Genomic DNA, 21,374 nt, shown 5'->3' on the forward strand with positions numbered 1-21,374 from the left:
CGTGCACTTTCTGACAGAAAAACTTGCGCTTTTCCGGGTCATTAGTGACACTAATGCCACTTGTGCCAATAGACACTAACGTAGGTCAATCGTCGAGCCGGCAGTCGCCTTTGCGGTAATTGCCACGTGAGAGACGTACCAGCAAACCATCATTGCTCCAACGTTTTAGCAAGCGTTTCACCGTCCGCTCCTTCACGCCTGCCGAGTCGCCCACGGCGATCGCTTCCGACGTCGGGAAGCTGTCGGGCAGACACCGGTAGAACCGTTCGTAATCGTCGGAATCGACAAACTCGTCCCGTATCTTTCCGGATGGCAACAACGAAGCCAATGCCTGTATATGTTTCTGGAAAGTGAGGACAAACATCATCGCCAAATCGAAATCGACATCCAGCACACGTACCTTCTCCACCTCGCTCCCAGCCTCGGCCTTGCGCAGGGCGGTAAGCAGCATACAGATGCGGAAATGCATATTCCCCAGACGGTGAATCACACTGAGCTCGTCGTCGCCCTTGAACCAGCGCACTTTTTTCGACATGGCACTGAAGCGGCGGTTCAGCCGTTTGCGCTGTGCATCGGTGTAGCAGACAAAGGTCTCATGTTCGTCGAGGAAGATACCAGTCAGTTTGATACGTTCGCCCAAGGCGGGGTAGTAACTACCCGTATGGGGATCGTCGTCGATATCGGTCAGGTCTTTCCACTCGGGAGCCTCGTCGATGGTGTAGGCCAGGAAGCGGGAGAAAAGTCCGTCGTCGGTGCCGCGTATCAGGTCGGTGAACTGTCCGAAGGTGCCGCTGGTAAGGAGCGACATCCGGGGGAAGTCGCAGGAGAGGACACTGTTTTGCAGGGAGCCGCGCCCGATCGTTTCGTGTTGTGCGATCTGGTTGAGCAGGTAGATGTATTTGCCGTACTCCTGTCCGGTGGCATCTACCAGGATACCGATCTCGGTTTCACACATCAGGCCGGGATAATGCTCGTTGGTTTTGAGCAGCTCGGTGAGCTTGGCCTGGGTGATGGTGCCGGGGATGTCGAGCTCCATCTGTTTCACCTCCAGGGGACGGGACAGGATGGGGATCTTGCCGGCCTTGCGTGCCGCGGTGTTATGATGGTTATAGGCTTCGAGCTCCTCTTCATACTTTTGTACGCGCAGGCGCGAGTTGTCGCGTATGTACTGCTGCCAGACAAGCAGGGCTTTGCGCACTTCCTGGAGAATACCCTTACCGAAACCGGGCGAGGCCACGACGTAGAGATAGAGCGTCGGGGCGTCGGTATGGCCGTGATACTGGCCGGTGACGTGCGGGGTTACTGTAGATAAAGCCACCAGCGCCCCGGCCAGTGCGATGTCGCGCTGGCGTCCGGTCAGGTCGGGACGAAGCATGTCCTGCAAGAGCTGTGGCGCCCGGCTTAAGAGGGCATAGTCGAAGAAGGGGGTCAGGCTTTTATCTTCTTCAGTATCAAAACGTTCCTCTGCCGGGTCGGTTTTACGGCCGGAAGGAGCCTCTCTAGTGGCACGATTGGCATTTGTGTCACTAAGGGGTCGCGCGGGCGGGGTGTATTCGCGGCGGTTCACGCCGTGTTCGGCCTGCGACTTCGTGTAGACCGAGTCGATCACACGGCCGATCTCGCGGTCGTCGAAATCGCGTTGCGCATAGCGGCTGATGCAGGCCTGCGCCACCGAGAGTCGGTCGAACCCCGCCCGGTTGAGCGAGTAGGCCAGGCTGACGAGTTGCATATGCCGCTGTCCTTTCTGCCAGCTGACGCGTGCATCCACCCGGTCGAGGTAGAGCGCAAGGCGGTCGGCTTCGGAAGGCGGCTGATAGCCGGTGGCGGTTGGGGACTGTTTGCCGGCTACCGGTGGCTGCGCGAGGCGGAACACTTCGGGACGGGGGTTGTAGTAGCAACCGGCATCCCAGCAGAGCAGGCTGGTGCGGGTCAGGTCGGTGCAGTTGCGGTCGACGGGTTCTCCGAAGGTGGCTTCGAGCAGGTCGTAGAGGGCGCGGCAGACGTCGGCGTGTGTGGCGGCGTCGGTCTCGGCCCGGCAGATCAGGTGCAGACCCTTTCCCCGGGCGCTAACGTAGGCCAGGGCGAGGAAGGGTAGCGACTTGCATTGCTCGAAGTAGCCGGCCACGGGCCCCGACAGTTGGTCGATATCCACCAGCACATAGCCGGTGGGTTCGGCGGCCTGGTCGTTGTAGCGCTCGTCGGGAAAGAGGAAGGAGACGGCAAAGGTCGGGAGCGACAGTTTCTTTTTCCTTGTCTTATCCACTTCCCCTGCGGCATCGAGCCGGCGGATTTCGAGGGTTTTCAACTTCAGTTTCGGGCCGGCAATCACGTCGCGCAGCTGTACTAGTGTCATTTTTCCGTCTTCCCGGAGATTGTAGAGCTTCCGGTAGCAGGAAAATAATTGGTCGTTTTCATTATCCATAATTCATGGTGTATTAAGTAATCAATCGCGGGCGGGTCATGGCTCGCCCAGATGGTCAAAAATGCAGGTGGACTGGCGAGGGGTAAGGAGTTTCTTGCCGGGTTTCCAGTCGAGTGCGAGCAATTTGTCTTTCAGGTTGCCCGACTCATTGATCCACCGCCTGAGCTTCTCGGAAGCCACCTTCGGCGTCGACTCGGGGAAGTAGCACAGGGCCAGCTCGTAAAAGGCCCATACGCGGGTGTAATTTCTCGTTTCTTCCATACTTTTCAGCTATTCGTTAACTCTTACAAGGTAAGGAAAAAGAGGGAGAAAAACAAATATATAGGCGTTGATATTTAAAGCTTTATACAATTATTTCGTCAATACAAAAATCTATACCCTAGAGAAAAGTCCTCAAATATCGTGGACTCTCAAATATTTATATTACCTTTGCGTAGATGATTATAATCGAAACATGGAAATCAAGTTTGATAAGAAATATTTGGAAGAACTATATCTTGAAGGTAAAGCTTCTGATAAGAAACACCGCTTTCAGCCCCCGATTGTCGCTAAATACCGTAAGACAATCGATATATTGGAGTCGGTGTCAGCAATAGAAGATCTTTTCAGATACCAAGCCCTACAATATAAGGCACTGGAAGGAGATAAAGCCGGCTTGGAATCGGTCAGGGTAAACGATCAATACCGTATAGAATTCAAAACGACAAAAGTGGTTTCCGAGGTTGTAGTCACCGTATGTAACATTATTGAATTGTCGAACCATTATAAATAAACAAAGGAATATGGCAACTGTAAAATTCGGATATACCCCGACCCATCCGGGAGAAGTGTTGAAGGATGAAATAGAATACCGGAAAATTTCACAACGGAAATTGGCCGAACAAATGGGTATCTCTTACAAGGTGCTCAACGACTTGCTGAACGGACGTCGTCCGCTTACCACCACCACAGCCATGATGTTTGAAGCTGCACTCGATATTCCTGCCGACTCATTGATGCGCCTGCAATTGAAATATAATATGCAGGAAGCAAGCAACGACCAGACATTCATGGATCGCTTAAGCAAAATACGCCAATACGCCGCCCTGCTGTAAAAGGTATAAAATATATATTTTATTCGTCCCGTAAGGAGATTCAGCCCCTCTTTACGGGACGTTTTGTTTCCGGAATGCCCTCATATACCCTCAAATGCCGCACTTGGGCTGCCTTCGGCAACATTGGGCCGGATGAAGGGCGAAGGGGGTTGTATCTTTGTATCATACTAATCACAGATCACTAACCCTTAATCTTTTAATGTTATGTCAGTAAGGTATAAATTGGTTCTGCGTAAGGACCTGTCGAAAGACGCACCCGAAGGTGCGCAAAAGTATTTCGCTTCGGTAAACAGTAACGGGATGATGAGCTACAAACAGATGTGCACCTCTATCGCCGCTTATTCAACGGCTTCGCCGGGCGACGTGCATGTGGTGATGGATGGCCTGCTGTTTGTGCTGAAGGAAGCCCTTTTGCGCGGCGAGGTTGTGCAGGCGGGCGAGTTGGGAAATTTCCAGATCAATGCAGGCAGCGGGGGAACGCCGACTACAGAGGAGTTCAAGGCCACCCTGATCCGTAAGCCCCGCATCGTGTTCCGCCCCAGCGTCGCACTGAAGGAGATACTGGACAAGGTGAGCTTCGAGCGCATCAGCTCCGGCTCTACCGGCAAAGAAGAAACGCCCGGTGGCGGCGAAGACGATCGCCCCGTCATCGAGTAATTATTAATTATCAATTACTAATTATCATGACAGCTCAACAAATCCGCTTCGTCAAAGACTCCCTGCCGGCCGCCGTGTCGGCGGGAGCTGCTTTCAACATGAACCCGCTGGCCATCCTCTCGCAGGCGGCTTTCGAGAGTGGCTGGGGCACGAGCAACCTGGCCACCGCCGGCCGTAACTTCTTCGGCCTGACAGCCTACGGCTGTAGCAACGAGTACTGGCATGGTGGAAAGACGGCCGTCCGCACCACCGGTTACTCGCTGGATTTCCGGCGGTACGACACGCGCGAGAATTCGTTCCTCGACTTCGCCCGCCTGATCCGCAACAACTACCGCTCTGCCTGGCAGGTGAGCCACGACCTGACGGCCTACGCCCGCGAGATTGCCTACAGTCCCTACATCAGCGAACTGAACGGCGACGACCGCGAAACGTATCGCCGAAGCCTGGTCGATATCGCCGCAACAATACAGGCGGTTATCGAGATGCTTTCGTAAAATCACTTACATTAAATAGTACCACCATGTCCAAATTCAAGCGAATTATCGAGTTCATTCTGGCTTTACTTAACTTTTTGTTTCACTTTAAACCTTCACCGGATGATGCTGAAAAGCCTGAAATTACCAGATCTTATCCGCGTCCTGTGCCGGCTGGCCCGGCAGGGGCTGATCCTCTGTTTGAAGCTATCCCTTCGGATTAGGGTAGGCTTCAGATAGCTTCTTAAGGTTGTTTTCATGTTGTTTTTTGCCGCAGTCCGCCGCTTATCTCCTTCCGGAGATACGGCGGATTGCGGTTTTTTTTTACCTTTACGGTCAATTTTACAGGCTATATATTATGAACAAAGAATCTATACTATTCACCCCGGCCACGATCGGCCCGCTAACACTCCGCAACCGGACGATCAGGGCGGCCGCTTTCGAGAGCATGTGCCCGGGTAACGCCCCGTCGGAAATGTTATATGACTATCACACTTCCGTAGCCGCCGGAGGGGTCGGCATGACGACCCTGGCTTATGCCGCCGTCACACAGAGCGGACTGTCTTTCGAACGTCAGTTGTGGCTGCGTCCCGATATCCTTCCGGGACTGAAAAAGATTACCGATGCCATCCACCGGGAAGGGGCTGCGGCCTCCATCCAGATCGGCCATTGCGGGAATATGTCGCATAAGAAGATATGCGGCTGCACCCCTATCTCGGCATCCACTGGCTTCAACCTCTACTCGCCTACTTTCGTCCGGGGGATGCACCAATCGGAGATCGCCGCTATGGCCAAAGCTTTCGGGCAGGCCATCCACCTGGCACGTGAGGCGGGCATGGATGCCGTGGAAGTGCATGCCGGACATGGTTACCTGATCAGCCAGTTCCTCTCCCCTTACACCAACCACAGGAAAGATGAATACGGCGGAAGCCTCGAAAACCGGATGCGTTTCATGAAGATGTGCATGGAAGAGGTGATGAAAGCGGCCGGATCGGATATGGCCGTCCTGGTCAAGATGAATATGCGCGACGGCTTCAAAGGCGGCATGGAGACAGACGAGACGCTGGAAGTAGCCCGTACCCTGCAAAACGAATGCGGCGTACATGCCCTGATACTCAGTGGCGGATTTGTGAGCCGTGCCCCGATGTACGTGATGCGCGGCGCCATGCCGATCCGCACCATGACCCATTATATGCCTTTCGGATGGCTGCCTCTCGGAGTACGGATGGCCGGGCACCTGATGATACCGACCGAACCGTTCAAGGAAGCTTATTTCCTGGAAGATGCGTTGAAGTTCAGGGCAGCCCTAAAAATGCCGCTGGTCTATGTCGGCGGACTTGTCTCACGCGAAAAGATAGACGAGGTGCTGGGGCATGGCTTCGAGTTCGTCAGCATGGCACGCGCCCTGTTGAACGATCCGGCATTCGTCAACCGTATGAAGGAAGACGAGCAGGCCCGTTGCGACTGCGGACACAGCAATTATTGCATCGCCCGCATGTATTCGCTCGAAATGGCTTGCCACAAGCATATGCAGAACCTACCGAAAAGTATCATTAAAGAAATAGATAAATTGGAATATAAATAATGGAAAAGGGATTAGCCATTATAACCGGAGCAGACGGCGGCATGGGACAGGTGATCACGGAAGCGCTGGCCCGCGAAGGCTATCCGGTGATCATGGCCTGCAAGGAACCGGAGAAAGCCCGCCCTCTTTGCGACCGGATCAAAAAGGATACAGGCAACGACCGGATCGAGATCCGGCAGATAAACCTCGCCTCGCTGGCTTCCGTCAAGGCATTTGCAGACAGGCTGCTGGCCGAAGGGCGCCCGGTGAGCCGGCTGATGAACAACGCCGGCGTGCTCACCACCCCGGTACGCCGAACGGAAGACGGGCTCGAAACCATTGTCAGCGTGAATTATGCAGGCCCTTACCTGCTCACCCGGCAACTCCTCCCCCTGATGCATGAGGGTACGCGTATCGTCAATACGGTGTCCTGCACTTATGCCATCGGCAAGATAGAGGCCGACTTTTTCAGTAAGGGGAAGAACGGGCGTTTCTCCCGGATAGCGGTCTACGGGAACACGAAGCTGGCGTTACTGCTTTTCACCCGCGAGCTGGCCGAACGGGTGAAAGACCGGGGCATTACCGTCAATGCGGCCGACCCCGGAATTGTCAGTACCAATATGATCACGATGCAGGCCTGGTTCGATCCGCTGACCGATATTCTGTTCCGCCCCTTCATCAAAAGTCCGGAACAGGGTGCCGCCACTGCCATTTACCTGGCCCGGTCGGCAGATGTAAGCGGTAAGACCGGGTGCTGTTATGCCAACTGCAAAGAGAAAAAACTGGCGGAACGTATCCGCCGGCACCCCCTGCAAGGCCGGCTTTGGGACGATACGGAAGCATTGCTCCTCTCCCGTAATCTGCTGGATATAAAAAATATTCAGGAGACTGTTGGAACGTATTGATAAAAACTTTACCTTTGCACCGCTTTTAACCCCCGTACGTGTGATGGGAAATTAGGAAGCACTAATTTTGAGTAACACAATTAAATTAAGAAAATGAAAACATTCCAATTAGAAGGAAAAGGTAGAGAAGTAGCTTCTACTTCTGCCGATCAGAAAAGAGCTTTGAAAGCTTTGCGTAAAAATCAGGAAATCCCTGCTGTATTATACGGTGGCGAAAAAGTAACTCACTTCGTTGTAACAGTAGACTCTGTACGTAAGCTGGTTTATACTCCGGAAATCTTCGCAGTAGAATTAAGCATCGACGGCAAAAAGACAATGGCTATCGTTAAAGATATCCAGTTCCAGCCTGTAACTGACGCTATCATGCACATGGACTTCATGGAAGTTTCTGACAGCAAGCCGGTTGCAATGGAAGTTCCTGTTGTTCTGACTGGTCACGCTGAAGGTGTTAAAGCCGGTGGTAAGCTGACATTACGTATGAGAAAGCTGAAAGTGAAAGCTATTTATACTCAGATCCCTGAAAAACTGACTATCAACGTAGATCACCTGGGCTTAGGTAAATCTATGCAGGTTGGCTCTTTACACTTCGAAGGTCTGGAACTGATGAATGCAAAGAACGCTGTTGTTTGCGCCGTTCAGTTGACTCGTGCCGCTCGTGGTGCTCAGGCTAAGGCGAACTAATTAGTCAATTAAAGTTTCCGGTTATTCCTTAAAGGATGATCCGGCTTTGATAAAGAAATAAAAGGGAAGGATATTCAGCTGAATGTTCTTCCCTTTATCATTATAACAATAAAGAATTATGAAATATCTGATAACCGGACTTGGTAATATCGGCCCTGAATATTGGGGAACGCGTCATAATATCGGTTTCCGTGTGGTAAATGCATTGGCCGAAGATGCCGGCGTCCCTTTTACGGAAGAACGCTATGGCGCGATCGCCCGGATGCGGGTGAAGAACTGTGACCTGATACTGCTCAAGCCGAACACATTTATGAACCTGAGCGGCAATGCCGTACGCTACTGGTTGCAAAAAGAAAACATCCCCGTCGAGAACCTCCTGGTTGTAGTAGACGACCTGGCTCTCCCCTTCGGTACCTTACGCTTGAAGCCCAAAGGGAGCGATGCGGGTCATAACGGATTAAAGAATATACAGCAAATTCTCGGCACACAGGAATACTGCCGCCTGCGTTTCGGCATAGGAAGCGACTTCCCCCGTGGCGGACAGATCGACTATGTATTGGGTAAATTTCCTCCCGCAGAGCTGGAACTCATGCCCGAAAAGCTGAAACGTGCGGAAGAGATTGTCAAGAGTTTTTGCCTGGCGGGTGTACAGATCACCATGAACCAGTTCAATAACAAATAAGTAATAGTATGAATGAAGTACGAATAGATAAATGGATGTGGGCTGTCCGCATCTTTAAATCCCGGACTATTGCGGTAGAAGCCTGCAAGAAGAACCGGGTAATGATCGGTGGCGTGAATGTGAAGGCTTCGCGCATGATAAAGGTAGGTGATGTCATACAGGTGCGTAAACCGCCGATCACCTTCTCCTTCAAAGTGCTGGCCCTGACGGAACGCCGCATGGGAGCCAAGCTGGTTCCCGATTATATGGAGAATGTAACGACTCCGGATCAATACGAGATCCTGGAAATGAACCGTATCTCCGGCTTTGTGGATCGTGCCCGCGGTATGGGTCGCCCCACGAAGAAAGACCGCCGCGAACTGGAGCAGTTTACCGAACCCGGTGCAGGGGACGGATTCGATTTCGAGTTCGATTTCGGGCCTGAAGAAGGGGAAGAATAAATATATGACCCCAAAGGGCGGATTTGAAATCCGCCCCTACGAGGTCTGTTATCTTCTTATTTCTGTTCTTCTTCCGTCAGCAACCCCCCTTCATCATCCCATGTTCGCCAAACGCCGCTTTTCTTGCCGCGGGTGTAGAACATTTCGAAGCGGAGCACGCCTTTATCATTCCAGATACGCCAGGGGCCATCTTTCTGTCCGTCCTTGTAAGAGGCCAGACCGACCAGGCTTCCCGCTTCATTGTAGGTACGCCATTCGCCGTGGAAGACTCCCTGGTAATAGGAACGAACCTCAGCTATTTTTCCGTCCGGATAATAAATGACATACGTACCTTCGGGGCGGCCGTCTTTCAGAAACAACTCCATCTTCAGCATACCGTCGTCGTAGAACTCGGTATAGCGTCCGGTGTAAGGGGTTGTCTGCGTGGCATCCGTATAATATTGCCCTTCACTGAGTACCAGATCCTGTGCCCGGATAGCCAGGGTACTTCCGGCAATCAGTGTAGAAGCGACTAATAGTTTCCTTATCATAGTGATTAATAAGCTGTATTCTGCGGATCCCAGTTAGCCCAACCTTTTGTCCAGTCGTTCGTTCCGTCGAAAGCGCCTTTGTAAGATACCTTGTCGAAGTAAGCATCGGTCAGGGCGGCATCGGAGAAGTCGGCACCGGCGATCTTATCTACTACAACGGAAGAGTAATCGGCATTCGTGGCGATCAGGTCTTTGCTGGAAGCATATACCTGGTTGTTCAGGCCGTTTGTTTCGAAGTAACTTTGGCTGGCATCATCCTTGAAGTTCTCCCACATTCCGGCGAAGATCACGTTCTTAACCGTAGCTCCCGCATTCGCAGTCTGAAGATACAAGCCATACGGCCAGCCTGTGAAGACAGAGTTGTAGACATTCAGTGCCGAGTTGCGACGGATATGCATGGCAGCCTGGAACTGTCCACCCTTCGCACCGTTGGCGGCATCTTCCGTATTATACAGGATATCGCTTTCCGCTTTGCCGGCCGACTCGCCATAGAACGGGCCGATCAGGGTCACGTTGGAGAAGATAGGGTTTGTGAGCGGCTCATTGCCCGAACCATTCGCATCATTGTCCGACTCGAAGCCGTTAGACTTGGATGTATCGGCCACCTTCGGGTCGCGAACGCCCAGCAGGAACTGTAACTTACCACTATAACCATAATCCGTATCGAACTCGTCATCCCAGCCTTTGTAAGCGATTAGGTGCTTGGCATTCACCGTGCCGCCGAACCATTCGAAAGAGTCGTCGCCACAGAAAGCCACCTGGATATATTCCAATGTCGTGCCGCTACCTACCCCACCGCAAGTCAGACCGTTGATCTCCTTGTTCGGTTCCAGCGGATATCCGGCGAACTCGATACGTACATACTTCACGATACCCGAGTTGTCTTCCGGCTGATCGCCACCGTATCTGGTACGCGGCCCCCCTTCGATCTGCGGTTTGGAAGTGGCATTCACCGGCGCATTACCGCACAGGATCAAGCCACCCCAGTCGCCATACGCACGCGAACCGGCAGCCTGGTCGGAAGTAAAGACGATGGGCTTCTCGGCCGTACCCTGGGCAATGATCTTACCGCCCGGTTCAACGATCAGGGAACCTTTGGTGGCTTTCTCGCCTTTGATCACCGTACCCGGTTCGATCGTCAGCGTCACACCGTCGGTCACGTATACGAAACCTCTCAGCAGGTTATTGTCCGTTGCCTTCAAAGTCATATCAGACGTTATTTCATTCTCCAGTATAACATCTTTCGTTTCCGGTGTTTCACCTCCGGACACAGGATCATCCTCGCTACATGCTACGCTTCCAAACATTGTGGCCATGCACAACATGGCGGCCACACCTTTCAATAAAAACTTGTTCATAATAAAACTAATTTAGTTTGTATATAAGTGATACTAATTAAAACTTGACGGATACCCCCAGGTTGACAGTCACGCCCGGACGGTAGCTGCGCACCAGCTGTTCCACTTCCCGTTTCGCGCCGGCACCGTCTGTCAGCTCCAGGAATTGTTTGTATTCGATCTTCGAATTCAGCAGGTCTTTGATACCGGCTTTCACCTCCACATATTTACCCAGCCTCTTCGAGAAACTCAGGTCGAGCGAGTTGCGGGGCATTTCGTAGATGTCGGGAATGTCGTCGTTCGGGTTCTGCGCCGGCACGCCGACCGTCTCGATACGTTTGCCGATGCGGTTGTAGAGCACCGAGGCCGACAGCCCCTTGTCGTCATGCTGGTAGAACAACCCGGTATTGATCAGGTAAGGCGACTGCCCCTGCATGGCCCGGTCGCGCTCGAAAGCCCCTTCCGGGAAATAGACCTTGCTATGGATATAAGCGCCGTTGAAGACAAAGCTCAGATCCTTCAGGCCGATAAAGTCGAGGTGCTTCTTTATATCCACCTCTATCCCGAAAGCCCTGGCATGGTCGGCGTTATGATAGGTATATTGCAGGCCGGAACCAGCTTCGTTGTAAGTCTGCTCGATCGGGTCTGCAAAGTATTTATAGAAACCGCCTACCGTAACCGTCTCGCCCGGCGAAGGGTAGAACTCGTAACGCAGATCCACGCTGTTGGTATAGGCATTCTTCAGATCCACATTTCCGGTGATATTGGCATCGAGCGTAAAGTCGTAATATACGTAGGGCACTACCTCGCGGAACTCGGGGCGGTTCACCGACCGTCCGTAAGCCACCCTCACCTGCTGCTTGTCCGTCAGGCTGTAAGCCACATTCAGCGAGGGGAAGAATTCGGTGGAGCTCTGATCGAGGTGCACCGGCTTGATGCCGTCCGACTCGTAGCCGTCGAGCTTCAACCGGTAGTATTCCATACGGACACCGACATTCGCGTTCAGCTTCTCCCCGTAGTTCAGCTTGGCAGCCACATAGGCGGCACCCAGCAGGTTGTCGGAAGTATACGAGTCGCTCTTGTTCGTGCTCTCTTTCATATAGATACGGTCGGCGGAGATATTCTCATCCGTGAAGATCGAGCTGTAATCCCACTCGGCAAAGCGGTTGTAACCAGTCCCCAGCAGGTTGTAGACGAAGCGGCGGGCGTTGAACGAACGGTCTTTGTATTCGCCGTACAACCCGGCATTCAGTACCGGCTTAAAGAGTTCGGAGACGGTGAACGTATGCTCGTAGTTCGTACCGACCGAGAAGCTGTTATCCGTCAGATCCTGGTAGTAGCGCGTCGGGTCGGAGACATAATACTTCAGCTCCTCCTCCTGCTTGCGTTCCATCGACTTCACGACCTTGCGGTCGGGTTCCTTGTAAGCGGCATAGGCATAACCGACTGTCCAGTCCAGCTTGTCGGCATCCTCCCGCCAGCGGTGTTCGCCCGCCAGCTGACCCGCATAGGTGGTGCGCCCGGTGTAGAGCGACTCCCATTTGCGGATATTCTCTTCGGAATAATAGTCTGTCCCCTGCCGTTGCGACAGGGAAGAGGTTCCGCGCTGGTTGAAGAAGTTGCGGAACTCATATTTGTTATTGCCTTTCAGGAAAGACCAGTTGAACAGGACACCGAGCTTGGTGGTGTTCTTATACTGCACATCGTCGTATTTGTAACGGTAAGACGATTGGTCGTCCGTCATATTATACGAGAGGTAGTTGTTATTCTTCAGTTCGTAGTAATCGTATCCGGTGCTGTAATTCACGTTGGTGATATTGCCGATCTTCCAGCCGCCGAGGTTGAACAGGCGGTTCATGGTGAAAGTCAGCTTCTGCTCCGGCAATGCGGTAAACCGGCTGATGTCCCACCCCGTATTCACCCGGCGGGTAAAGGCGGCGGCATCGGAAGTGTTCACATCGTTCAGGTGGGCGGGGGTATTAGAGGGAAGGCCGCGTTTACCGGCACCGAAGCCCAGGTAGTCCACCGCATGCCCTTTGGTGAGCTGGAAGTCGCGGAAAGCGGAATTCGTATTGAAGCCCAATTGATAAGTGATATTGAAGGTGTTCCCCTCCGACACATTCTTCGTCAGCAGCCGCACGAACCCACCCGAGAAATCGGCGGGCAGCTCGGCCGACGGACTCTTATAGACCATCATATTATCGATCAGGGAAGAAGGCAGCACATCGAAGGAGAAGGCACGGCTGTCGGTCTCGCTCGAAGGCGTCGTTGCGTTGTTCAGCCATACGTTATTATAGCGTTGCGCCAGACCACGGACAACAATGAAGCGGTCGTCCACGATCGTGATACCGGGGATGCGACGAAGCACCTCGGCGGCATCGCTGTCCTGCGTCTTGCTGATCTGCTGGGCGGAGATACCGCTAACTACCGGCAGGCTCTTGCGGACGGTATTCAGTACCGCCGTCTCCGTCCCCAGTTTGCGTTGGGCTACTACTACTACGTTCTGCAACTGAAGGTCGGCGTCGGAAAGTTCGATCCGCAACACAGTTTCCTGGTGGGCTACGACGGCCACGTCCTTGATCGTTTCGGTCTTATAAGATACGTAAGAGGCTTGCAGGGTGTATTTTCCCGGCTGCACCTTTTCGATACGGAAGTTACCGTCTATGTCCGTGATGGCTCCGGTGGATGTCCCTTCGATAGATACGGTCGCACCGATCAACGGTTCTTTGAATTTGGCATCGGTCACGGTTCCGCAGATCACACCGGTCTGTGCCCCGGCCGTTAATGAGAGCAAACAGCCGGCCAGCAGGATCAGCAGTTTCTTTATTTCCCTAACTCTTATAGTACTCATTCTTAATACTTATTACATCTTTGATTGTTTCGGGAGCAAAAGTACAGGGAGAATATGTCAGGGTTGTTTAGATTTTGTCACAGTGTGTGACAGTTCGATTACATTGTAATGACAGAGAGACAATCAACTCCGCATAAACTTATTTTTACTACATTTGTGCCTTTATTATTCTAAACAGATAAACAACTTATGAAGAACACTAAGATTTTTCCGAAAGACTGGCTGCAACTGCATCCCTATAAACAATCCGGCCCTATCGACCTTTATTATACACGTATGGCTAACCAGATACATGATATTCTGGAACATACCGATCTGGTAAACTCTTTTGAAAAAGAGGATGCCCTGCAGGTTAGTATGCGTATGGCTGCTTACTTCGAGGATGTTATCTCGGGACTGAATATCTGGCGTGCATTCATCACTGAATATAAGAAACTGACCGGCAACTACGTTCCTTTCTATACCGTCAGCGACCATTATTACGACGATGAAGCCAACCTCGAAGATGTCCGCTTCCTCCTCTGGCATTATCTCCAGCAGTATCACGGAGCGAAAAAGGGCACGTTCGTCAACCCCGACAACCCCACAACCGAAGAGACAGCCCGCCTCATCTACCAGCTTTTCTGCAAGGAATGGACTACCGCCCCCGAAAACACGAAGATGCAGCTGCTCTTTGCCCCGGAAACATCCTACGAGACACCGGAGCAATATGTTCCGCTGTTGCACTGGTTCCATTACGACTCTTACTTGTCTACCGATGCAAAATACAACCTTAGTGAAACGTTGAAGGAGTATTGGAGCCAAAGCCCGGAAAACAGGAATAACACCGAGGCACTTATGGCGATCCATAACTCGATGTCGTATATCGACCGGACAGCTTTCCTGGCTTACACTTCCCCGAAATGGTTGTCGCTGATCCTGCCCGAAACACATCCGAACCATGCTTTCTTCGTAGAAAGTGCAGAGAGTGCCGAAAGCTTTGTCGACCCGGCCATCCAGGAACGGGAAGAAAGTAACCGGGCTATTTACAAGAAATTTACGGAGATGGCTGACGGTAAGTTGCTGTTCTACATGAAAAGCAAACAGGAGTTCATCGACTTTGCTTCCGGGCAATTGAAGCTGGAAGAGAGCGAATACACCCCTCTGGCCGATTGCATCGAGTTCGATAAGTTTGCCGTATACGCTTCTGCTAAAGAAGGTCTTCAACTATTAGTCGACGGCATCGAATTCATCAAAGACGAACAGAACCCCTTCTACGACGAAAAGAAAGCATCCGAACAAGGATTAGGCTTCTTCATCGTCAAACATTGCAGCCTGGATCTGCTGAAAGCCCTCGAAGAACGCGGTATGCTGGCCGACGCACAGACCAAAAGCCTGCATAGCCCTGAACGCGGCAAGGCTATCATTCATGATAATTGGGAGTTCCTGGTGAAGTATTTTATTAGGGAAGTTTGATTATAGAAAAATGTGAACCCAAATGACAGGCTTTGTAGGGGCGGGGTTTGCCCGCCCTTTGCGACAATAATATAACAACCGGTGGAGAAGGGCGGGCAGACCCCGCCCCTACGGTCGAACCTGCCTGTTCCATTATGACGGCGCCTGTAAGGGCTGTTCGCGAACCGCCCCTACCAACGACTCTACATTCACCTCTGTCAAGAACTGAAACACCTATCTCTATCAAATCCATCCGCTACCTGTCAGCCGGATAAACAACCCCCAACTGGCGGCGTACCTCGTCGATAATCTCCAGGGTAATCAATGAATTCTCATGGCTATTGATCTCCGACTCACGTTTACCGTTCTCAATCAGATCCATAAACTCAGCCACCTCATAATAATATTCATTCTTATCCGTCACCGCACTTATATCCATCGGTTCAGAAACCGCAGTCTTTCCCGCACCCGCCGGGACACGGGGCGTATAAGTAACCTTTCCTATTATATTGATACGATCCAGATTGATATTCCCCTCCTCCCCTTGTATCTCCGTAGGCAGATAAGAGTTAGCGATCTTGGAATACAGTATGGTGGCATTCATCCCCTCATACACGAAATTGACGGCACCCTGTCCGTCAGCCCCCGAAGAAAGCACGACGCCCGTAGCCTCCACCCTTTGCGGACGGCCGAACAATACCACCATCGGGTACAACGTATAAATACCTATATCCATCATCGCTCCATTCGAGAGCTCCGGCTTGAAAGCATTCAGTACGACCCCTTCCCTGAACTTGTCATAACGTGAGGAATACTGGCAATAGCAGGAAAAATACCGGCGTATGGTTCCCAACTTATGCAGATTCTCTCGTACAGTCCGGAAATTCGGGGTTAGCGTCGGCTTCATCGCTTCCATCAGCGTTACATTATATTGACGGGAGGCAGCAATCATTTCCTTTACCTCCCTTGCATTAGAGGCAAAAGGTTTCTCACACAGTACATGCTTGCCGTGCTTCATACAAAGAATACTCTGTGAAGCATGAAGGAAGTTGGGTGACGCGATATATACCACATCGATCAACGGGCTCTGCGCCATTTCCTCCAATGAAGTAAAAGTATGGGGTATCTGATGTTTGGCTGCGAAAGCATCCGCCGTCTCCTGTGTCCGTGAATAGACAGCCACCAGTTCAAAACGTTCATCCTGCCGTGCACCGGCAATCACCCAATCTGTTATAAAGTTCGTTCCAATTACTCCGAAACGTATTTTATTTGTTGTAGCCATTTGTATTTATCATTTCTGTATTATCAAATCGTAATAACCTTCTTCAAAACCAAAGTTTCCCCTTCTATCGTCAGCTCCGGAACCACAATGGCACTATCCGGTGTGAGGCAGTAAGGGACGGCATCTTCCAGATGATTTGCTTTCAGGCGGGCCATGTGATCGGTCGGATCGAGGTAAGCGGTCAGGTTCTCTTTGTTATTCGTCCACATATCGCGGGCTATGACGGCGGCATCTGTAGCCGGTTCGTATTTACCGGTTTTAACAAGCACCTCAACCAAAGCGCCACCGAACAAGGTATCTTCTATATTCACCTTGTCCTGCCAGCCGGAACATAACACAACGACATCGCGTCCATGAAACAGACAATAGTCTGCCACCGCCTGCAAATTAACAAAAGCACCTGTGATTACGCGGTAAGCCGACTTTGCGATCGTGATAGCCCGCGTTCCATTGGTTGTTGTGAATACAACATCTTTGCCGGACACCATCTCCGGGGTATAGTCGAAGGGTGAGTTTCCGAAATCGGCAAAATCACAACGTTTCACATTTCGCTCGGCTCCTACCAGCCAGCCCTTTTCCTTATATTCTTTCGCTTCTTCCACTGTTGCCACCGGACGGATACTACGTACGCCATTCTTAAAAGCAGCCGCCATCGTCGTTGTCGCACGAAACACATCCACTACCACAACAATCGCTTCCGGATTATGATATACCGGATACAGAGCCGGCGAAAAACAAACATCTATCTTCATATCTTCTCGTTTTTATCATCTGATATTACCGCAAATGTACTGGATAATTCGCTGAATACCTAGCCTGTCGCACCCACAACATGGCTATAATATTAAAGTTTCAATAATAAATATGAGGATTAACCAAATAACCCTGATAGAATGTTATAGTATCTGTATTCGCTTATTTGCCAGAAACCTTTTTACCCTTTGCTTGTTTTTTTATTACATTTTGAAAACGTTTTAAACTAAATCGTATGAAAAGAATTGTATCTTTTATCGTCGTTTTCACTCTAGTTATGGGGGGAATGACACATGCACAGGCTCAGAGTAAAGCCGCAGAAAAAGCAGAGAAAAAGTTAGAAAGAAAGGAAAAGAGAGAAGCCAGAGAAGCAAAAGATGCTGTCATGGATGAACAGGAATTCAACACAGCTCTGCAAGCTATCAACAACCAGTCTTTTGTATTGGAAGCCAACTCCGTACAACCGATGAACGGAATGGTTTACTATGTGAACTCTAACACTAACTTCGTCTCTTTGAATGACGGACAGGCAATGGTTCAGATCGCTTCCAACTCTCCGTATCCAGGTCCTAACGGTTTAGGTGGTGTTACCGTACAGGGTAGCGCTTCCAACATACAAAGTAAACAGGATAAAGACGGTAACGTTTACCTGTCTATGAGTGTACAGGGTATTTTCATCTCTGCCACTGTGAACCTGGTTCTTATGAACGGTAGCAACAGAGCAACTGTTACAGTTGACCCTAACTTCTCAGGAAGAGACTTGACAATGAATGGAACTTTACTTCCATATTCTCAATCAAACATTTTCCAGGGTACTACTTATTAATAAAGTATCCACTCAGGAATAATAAAAGAAGGTGCCCTGCAAAGGACATCTTCTTTCTTTTTACAGACAGCTCCGTTACGAGCATAAAAAAAGGTATCCCCGAAAGGATACCTTCTTCTATTTTATAGGATAATGTTCTTATTTATCGAACGGGATCATATACTGTACAAATGCTTCGATCGCTTCATAAGAAGCCAGACCCAATTCTTTATACAGTTCGGCAGTAGCCCGGTTACGGTCTTCTGCACGTTGCCAGAACAAACGTTCGTCATCTCCCAGGAACGGAGCACTTTCTGCCTGTGACTGGTGTTTCAGGATAGCGTTACGTTTGAAGCGCAATTCTTCGGGACTGATAGGAACGGCCATTTCAATATGGTCCATTTCCCATTCTGCCCATGCACCACGGTACATCCATACACGGCAATGTTTCATCCATTCTTCTGTTTTCAGTTCGTCAATAGCGGCCAGAACAGCATCCAGACAAACTTTATGTGTTCCGTGCGGGTCAGCCAGGTCACCGGCAACAAACATCTGATCCGGTTGGATTTCCTGCAACAGTTTCTTTACGATAGCGACATCGGCATCACTCAGGTCGTTCTTCTTAACAAGGCCGGTTTCGTAGAACGGCAGATCCAGGAAATGTACATTTTCATCCTTCACACCTGAATAACGGCAGCCGTGACGGGCTTCTTCACGACGGATCGTTCCCTTCATGAAAAGTACGTCTTTCTTTTCCGGTTCCCCGTTTTCTACCTTTTCGAAACGCAGATATTTAATGATTTCTTCCGCTTTGTCTTTTACCGTAGCATCGTTCGGAGAATACTTATCGCAAACGTCACGGAGATATTCGCAATAACGGATCACTTCGTCGTCACCTACAGCGATATTACCGGAAGTTTCATAAGCCACATGCACATCATGGTGTTGGTCGCACAAACGGCGCAGCGTTCCACCCATAGAGATCACATCGTCATCCGGGTGCGGACTGAATACGATCACTTTCTTAGGATACGGAGTGGCACGTTCGGGACGATTGGAGTCGTCGGCATTCGGTTTACCACCCGGCCATCCGGTGATTGTATGCTGGATATCGTTAAATATCTTGATGTTTACATTGTAAGCCGAACCATACAGGGCCAACAGTTCGCCCAGACCATGTTCGCTGTAATCTTTATTAGTCAGCTTCAGGATCGGTTTACCAGTCAACTGGCACAACCAAACGATAGCACGACGGATCAATTTGTTATCCCAATCGCAGTTGGTAACCAACCAGGGATGGCTGATTCTTGTCAGTTCGTAAGCAGCAGACAGGTCGATAACAGCCTTTGCATTCATATGATTCTGCAAATAGGTAGAAGGAACAGCTTCGCTCACCTTACCTTCAATCGTATTGGCTACGATACGGGCTTTATCTTCACCCCAGGCCATCAATATAACGTTCTTTGCACGCAGAATAGTAGATATACCCATTGTGATCACACTGGCCGGGACATTCTCGATAGACTTGAATGTTCTGGCGGCTTCCTTACGGGCATCATTATCCAGCAACACCAGACGGGTACCTACACTGACAGAAGAACCCGGGCCGTTGAAACCGATATTACTTGCATGCCCAACGCCCAGTAAGATGTAATCGATGCCTCCTACTGCCTGGATTTGCTGTTCATAGTTTCTGCAGAACTCAAAGATAGCATCCTTCGGCATGGAACCATCCGGTGAATAGATATTCTTCGGATCGATATCCACATGATCGAGGAACGATTCTTTCAGATATGTCAGGTTACTATTAGTCGATGCACTCAGGGGATAGAATTCATATACATTAAATACGATCACGTTGCGGAAGCTCAATTGTTCTTCCTTATGCAGGCGGATCAATTCTTTAAAGACGCTCTGGGGAGAACGTCCTCCGGATAATGCCAGAACAAACATTTCTCCGGCATCCTGTTTTTTACGTATTTGTGAAGCCAATTCCTTTGCGATCGCGAAGGAACCTTCATTTGCCGATTCGTAGATGTTTGTCGGAATCTTTTCAAAACGAGTTAAAACTGATTGCTCGTAAGCGTTTTCCGGACGGTAATACCTGAGCGGTATACGCGTCAGGGTAATTTGAGAACTAAGGTTCGTCTTCATGTTTAATTACGATTTAGTACAACTTTTTTACTTGAACTACAAATATAACAATTCTTCGGCAAATAAAGATTAACGGAAGCAATCAAAAATATCTATTTACCTATAAGTTGGTACTGTCTGTCATCAGGCCAATGTATTCGTTCCTTCCACCAAATGCCCCATCGACCAAACCGAACGGACGTTTAGTTTACGATCCAGGATAACGATGTCCGCATCCTTACCACGCTGTAAAGAACCTTTACGATCGTCCACACCCATCAGACGAGCAGGTGTTTCGGAAGCCATGCGGATCGCATCGGCCAAAGGTACACCGGCTTTCTGTGCCATCGTGCGAACCAATACATCCATTGTGGCAATACTACCGACCAATGATGAATGATCAGCCAACTTACAAACGCCATCTTCGATGATAATACGAGGGTCGGTAACCGGCTTCCCTTCGTTGGCCGCATACGCCAAAGCATCGGTAGTCAGGCAAGTGTTCTCCACCCCTTTCAACTTATAAACCAAACGAAGGATCGTTGAAGGCAAATGACGGCCATCGGCAATAACCTCAACGGTCATGTTATCGACAAGGAATACACTTTCCACTGTCCCTTCATATTTGTATTCGCGACGCTTGTGGAAACCCGGCATCGCATTATAGAAATGAGCGGCATGCGTAAAACCGGCTTCATAAGCTGCTTTAATATCATCGAATTCAGCTTCCGTATGTGATACAGCCGCCAAAATACCTTTGGAATGCAGATAACGGGCAAAATCCAAAGCTCCCGGTAATTCGGGGCTGGCATCCCAACGTTTAATGCAAGTCGTACTATCCAGTAAAGACATGTATTCCGAAGATTCAGGATCTTTCAGGGCGTCCGTCAAAAGACTACCTGCCATCTTAGGGTTTAGATAAGGGCCTTCCAATTGCAATCCGAGAACAGGGCTGTTCTTTTCAGCCATCACGCTTTCGCAAACGGCAATACCTTTCCGGATCTCAGAAACAGGCAGCGGAGCCAATGTAGGGAAAATACAGGTAGCGCCATATTTCATATGGGCATTTACCGCTCCATGAAATGCTTCTTCCGTACATTCTTTGAAGTCGTATCCTCCCCCTCCGTGTATATTCATTGCCACGAAGCCCGGGACGATATACATTCCTTTGGCATCGATTATAGTCGCACCGATCACAGCCAGGTCGCTGTTGGTTACTTCCAGTATTTTACCATCACTGATCAGGACGGAACCATCCTTCAACCATCCTTGCGGTGTCAGGATCTGTCCGTTTATTATTTGTGTCAACATAACTTCTACTATTTTATTTG

General features: G+C 50.4%; 21 protein-coding genes. 12 read left to right on the top strand and 9 right to left on the bottom strand.

What is annotated here, in order from left to right:
* Positions 1-85: 85 nt before the first annotated feature.
* A complete protein-coding gene (locus HMPREF1212_RS15630; protein WP_046149965.1) occupies positions 86-2,422 on the bottom strand; it encodes a DUF3987 domain-containing protein in 2,337 nt (778 codons plus the stop codon).
* A 36-nt stretch (positions 2,423-2,458) separates the two neighbouring features.
* Positions 2,459-2,683 (bottom strand): DUF4248 domain-containing protein, encoded by a 225-nt coding sequence (locus tag HMPREF1212_RS26730; RefSeq protein ID WP_081693314.1) that lies wholly within the window; start codon positions 2,681-2,683, stop codon positions 2,459-2,461.
* 193 nt (positions 2,684-2,876) lie between these two features.
* On the opposite strand from HMPREF1212_RS26730, the gene HMPREF1212_RS15640 reads away from it, so the two are divergent.
* The 10 genes from HMPREF1212_RS15640 (at position 2,877) to HMPREF1212_RS15680 (ending at position 8,918) form a co-directional block, all read left to right on the top strand.
* The gene (locus tag HMPREF1212_RS15640; protein WP_046150436.1) at positions 2,877-3,194 is read left to right on the top strand and encodes a type II toxin-antitoxin system RelE/ParE family toxin; all 318 of its coding nucleotides are present in this window, start codon (positions 2,877-2,879) and stop codon (positions 3,192-3,194) included.
* A 10-nt stretch (positions 3,195-3,204) separates the two neighbouring features.
* Positions 3,205-3,516, top strand: coding sequence for a HigA family addiction module antitoxin (locus HMPREF1212_RS15645; RefSeq protein ID WP_046149967.1), 312 nt, complete (start codon positions 3,205-3,207; stop codon positions 3,514-3,516).
* A gap of 204 nt (positions 3,517-3,720) precedes the next feature.
* Positions 3,721-4,173, top strand: coding sequence for an HU family DNA-binding protein (locus HMPREF1212_RS15650; RefSeq protein WP_046149968.1), 453 nt, complete (start codon positions 3,721-3,723; stop codon positions 4,171-4,173).
* A gap of 26 nt (positions 4,174-4,199) precedes the next feature.
* Positions 4,200-4,667, top strand: a complete 468-nt coding sequence (locus HMPREF1212_RS15655; RefSeq protein ID WP_046149969.1) for a glucosaminidase domain-containing protein — start codon at positions 4,200-4,202, stop codon at positions 4,665-4,667.
* Between the two features lie 26 nt (positions 4,668-4,693).
* Complete coding sequence (locus HMPREF1212_RS27195; protein ID WP_167331500.1) at positions 4,694-4,870, top strand: hypothetical protein; 177 nt, start codon at positions 4,694-4,696, stop codon at positions 4,868-4,870.
* Positions 4,871-5,004: 134 nt separating this feature from the next.
* Entirely contained in the window at positions 5,005-6,231 is a 1,227-nt protein-coding gene (locus HMPREF1212_RS15660; protein WP_046149970.1) for an NADH:flavin oxidoreductase, read from the top strand.
* Positions 6,231-7,115, top strand: a complete 885-nt coding sequence (locus HMPREF1212_RS15665) for an SDR family oxidoreductase (RefSeq protein WP_028727671.1) — start codon at positions 6,231-6,233, stop codon at positions 7,113-7,115. The genes HMPREF1212_RS15660 and HMPREF1212_RS15665 overlap by 1 nt, the downstream gene beginning before the upstream one ends.
* 93 nt (positions 7,116-7,208) lie before the next feature.
* Complete coding sequence (locus HMPREF1212_RS15670) at positions 7,209-7,796, top strand: 50S ribosomal protein L25/general stress protein Ctc (protein WP_046149971.1); 588 nt, start codon at positions 7,209-7,211, stop codon at positions 7,794-7,796.
* A gap of 118 nt (positions 7,797-7,914) precedes the next feature.
* Positions 7,915-8,478, top strand: a complete 564-nt coding sequence (pth, locus tag HMPREF1212_RS15675) for an aminoacyl-tRNA hydrolase (RefSeq protein WP_046149972.1) — start codon at positions 7,915-7,917, stop codon at positions 8,476-8,478.
* A gap of 8 nt (positions 8,479-8,486) precedes the next feature.
* A complete protein-coding gene (locus tag HMPREF1212_RS15680; RefSeq protein ID WP_028727674.1) occupies positions 8,487-8,918 on the top strand; it encodes an RNA-binding S4 domain-containing protein in 432 nt (143 codons plus the stop codon).
* Positions 8,919-8,974: 56 nt separating this feature from the next.
* Here the strand turns inward: HMPREF1212_RS15680 and HMPREF1212_RS15685 are convergent, their stop codons facing one another.
* The 3 genes from HMPREF1212_RS15685 to HMPREF1212_RS15695 are packed head-to-tail and all read right to left on the bottom strand — an operon-like array spanning position 8,975 to position 13,636.
* Positions 8,975-9,448 carry a toxin-antitoxin system YwqK family antitoxin gene (locus HMPREF1212_RS15685; protein WP_046149973.1) on the bottom strand — a complete coding sequence of 158 codons (474 nt, stop codon included), beginning with the start codon at positions 9,446-9,448 and terminating at the stop codon, positions 8,975-8,977.
* Positions 9,449-9,453: 5 nt separating this feature from the next.
* Positions 9,454-10,806, bottom strand: coding sequence for a hypothetical protein (locus tag HMPREF1212_RS15690; protein WP_046149974.1), 1,353 nt, complete (start codon positions 10,804-10,806; stop codon positions 9,454-9,456).
* A gap of 37 nt (positions 10,807-10,843) precedes the next feature.
* Positions 10,844-13,636 (bottom strand): TonB-dependent receptor, encoded by a 2,793-nt coding sequence (locus HMPREF1212_RS15695; RefSeq protein ID WP_046149975.1) that lies wholly within the window; start codon positions 13,634-13,636, stop codon positions 10,844-10,846.
* A gap of 189 nt (positions 13,637-13,825) precedes the next feature.
* Between HMPREF1212_RS15695 and HMPREF1212_RS15700 the strand changes: the two genes are divergently transcribed.
* Entirely contained in the window at positions 13,826-15,091 is a 1,266-nt protein-coding gene (locus HMPREF1212_RS15700) for a DUF3843 family protein (protein WP_046149976.1), read from the top strand.
* Positions 15,092-15,326: 235 nt separating this feature from the next.
* Here the strand turns inward: HMPREF1212_RS15700 and HMPREF1212_RS15705 are convergent, their stop codons facing one another.
* Positions 15,327-16,352: a Gfo/Idh/MocA family protein gene (locus tag HMPREF1212_RS15705; protein WP_046149977.1), complete on the bottom strand. Its 1,026-nt coding sequence runs from the start codon at positions 16,350-16,352 to the stop codon at positions 15,327-15,329.
* Between the two features lie 23 nt (positions 16,353-16,375).
* Positions 16,376-17,104 (bottom strand): 2-phosphosulfolactate phosphatase, encoded by a 729-nt coding sequence (locus tag HMPREF1212_RS15710; RefSeq protein ID WP_046149978.1) that lies wholly within the window; start codon positions 17,102-17,104, stop codon positions 16,376-16,378.
* Between the two features lie 236 nt (positions 17,105-17,340).
* On the opposite strand from HMPREF1212_RS15710, the gene HMPREF1212_RS15715 reads away from it, so the two are divergent.
* Positions 17,341-17,931, top strand: coding sequence for a DUF4251 domain-containing protein (locus HMPREF1212_RS15715; protein ID WP_046149979.1), 591 nt, complete (start codon positions 17,341-17,343; stop codon positions 17,929-17,931).
* Between the two features lie 138 nt (positions 17,932-18,069).
* On the opposite strand, the gene HMPREF1212_RS15720 is transcribed toward HMPREF1212_RS15715, so the two are convergent.
* Entirely contained in the window at positions 18,070-20,064 is a 1,995-nt protein-coding gene (locus tag HMPREF1212_RS15720) for a glucosamine-6-phosphate deaminase (protein WP_046149980.1), read from the bottom strand.
* 123 nt (positions 20,065-20,187) lie between these two features.
* Entirely contained in the window at positions 20,188-21,354 is a 1,167-nt protein-coding gene (gene nagA, locus HMPREF1212_RS15725) for an N-acetylglucosamine-6-phosphate deacetylase (protein WP_046149981.1), read from the bottom strand.
* Positions 21,355-21,374: the final 20 nt, after the last annotated feature.

Origin of the sequence: Parabacteroides sp. HGS0025, from assembly GCF_000969845.1 — a bacterium.
Lineage (GTDB): Bacteria > Bacteroidota > Bacteroidia > Bacteroidales > Tannerellaceae > Parabacteroides > Parabacteroides gordonii.

What these genes read in the sequence shown, in the direction of transcription:
- HMPREF1212_RS15630 (WP_046149965.1), bottom strand. Translation starts at nt 2,422, where the DNA reads ATGGATAATGAAAACGACCAATTATTTTCCTGCTACCGGAAGCTCTAC.
- HMPREF1212_RS26730 (WP_081693314.1), bottom strand. Translation starts at nt 2,683, where the DNA reads ATGGAAGAAACGAGAAATTACACCCGCGTATGGGCCTTTTACGAGCTG.
- HMPREF1212_RS15640 (WP_046150436.1), top strand. Translation starts at nt 2,877, where the DNA reads ATGGAAATCAAGTTTGATAAGAAATATTTGGAAGAACTATATCTTGAA.
- HMPREF1212_RS15645 (WP_046149967.1), top strand. Translation starts at nt 3,205, where the DNA reads ATGGCAACTGTAAAATTCGGATATACCCCGACCCATCCGGGAGAAGTG.
- HMPREF1212_RS15650 (WP_046149968.1), top strand. Translation starts at nt 3,721, where the DNA reads ATGTCAGTAAGGTATAAATTGGTTCTGCGTAAGGACCTGTCGAAAGAC.
- HMPREF1212_RS15655 (WP_046149969.1), top strand. Translation starts at nt 4,200, where the DNA reads ATGACAGCTCAACAAATCCGCTTCGTCAAAGACTCCCTGCCGGCCGCC.
- HMPREF1212_RS27195 (WP_167331500.1), top strand. Translation starts at nt 4,694, where the DNA reads ATGTCCAAATTCAAGCGAATTATCGAGTTCATTCTGGCTTTACTTAAC.
- HMPREF1212_RS15660 (WP_046149970.1), top strand. Translation starts at nt 5,005, where the DNA reads ATGAACAAAGAATCTATACTATTCACCCCGGCCACGATCGGCCCGCTA.
- HMPREF1212_RS15665 (WP_028727671.1), top strand. Translation starts at nt 6,231, where the DNA reads ATGGAAAAGGGATTAGCCATTATAACCGGAGCAGACGGCGGCATGGGA.
- HMPREF1212_RS15670 (WP_046149971.1), top strand. Translation starts at nt 7,209, where the DNA reads ATGAAAACATTCCAATTAGAAGGAAAAGGTAGAGAAGTAGCTTCTACT.
- pth (WP_046149972.1), top strand. Translation starts at nt 7,915, where the DNA reads ATGAAATATCTGATAACCGGACTTGGTAATATCGGCCCTGAATATTGG.
- HMPREF1212_RS15680 (WP_028727674.1), top strand. Translation starts at nt 8,487, where the DNA reads ATGAATGAAGTACGAATAGATAAATGGATGTGGGCTGTCCGCATCTTT.
- HMPREF1212_RS15685 (WP_046149973.1), bottom strand. Translation starts at nt 9,448, where the DNA reads ATGATAAGGAAACTATTAGTCGCTTCTACACTGATTGCCGGAAGTACC.
- HMPREF1212_RS15690 (WP_046149974.1), bottom strand. Translation starts at nt 10,806, where the DNA reads ATGAACAAGTTTTTATTGAAAGGTGTGGCCGCCATGTTGTGCATGGCC.
- HMPREF1212_RS15695 (WP_046149975.1), bottom strand. Translation starts at nt 13,636, where the DNA reads ATGAGTACTATAAGAGTTAGGGAAATAAAGAAACTGCTGATCCTGCTG.
- HMPREF1212_RS15700 (WP_046149976.1), top strand. Translation starts at nt 13,826, where the DNA reads ATGAAGAACACTAAGATTTTTCCGAAAGACTGGCTGCAACTGCATCCC.
- HMPREF1212_RS15705 (WP_046149977.1), bottom strand. Translation starts at nt 16,352, where the DNA reads ATGGCTACAACAAATAAAATACGTTTCGGAGTAATTGGAACGAACTTT.
- HMPREF1212_RS15710 (WP_046149978.1), bottom strand. Translation starts at nt 17,104, where the DNA reads ATGAAGATAGATGTTTGTTTTTCGCCGGCTCTGTATCCGGTATATCAT.
- HMPREF1212_RS15715 (WP_046149979.1), top strand. Translation starts at nt 17,341, where the DNA reads ATGAAAAGAATTGTATCTTTTATCGTCGTTTTCACTCTAGTTATGGGG.
- HMPREF1212_RS15720 (WP_046149980.1), bottom strand. Translation starts at nt 20,064, where the DNA reads ATGAAGACGAACCTTAGTTCTCAAATTACCCTGACGCGTATACCGCTC.
- nagA (WP_046149981.1), bottom strand. Translation starts at nt 21,354, where the DNA reads ATGTTGACACAAATAATAAACGGACAGATCCTGACACCGCAAGGATGG.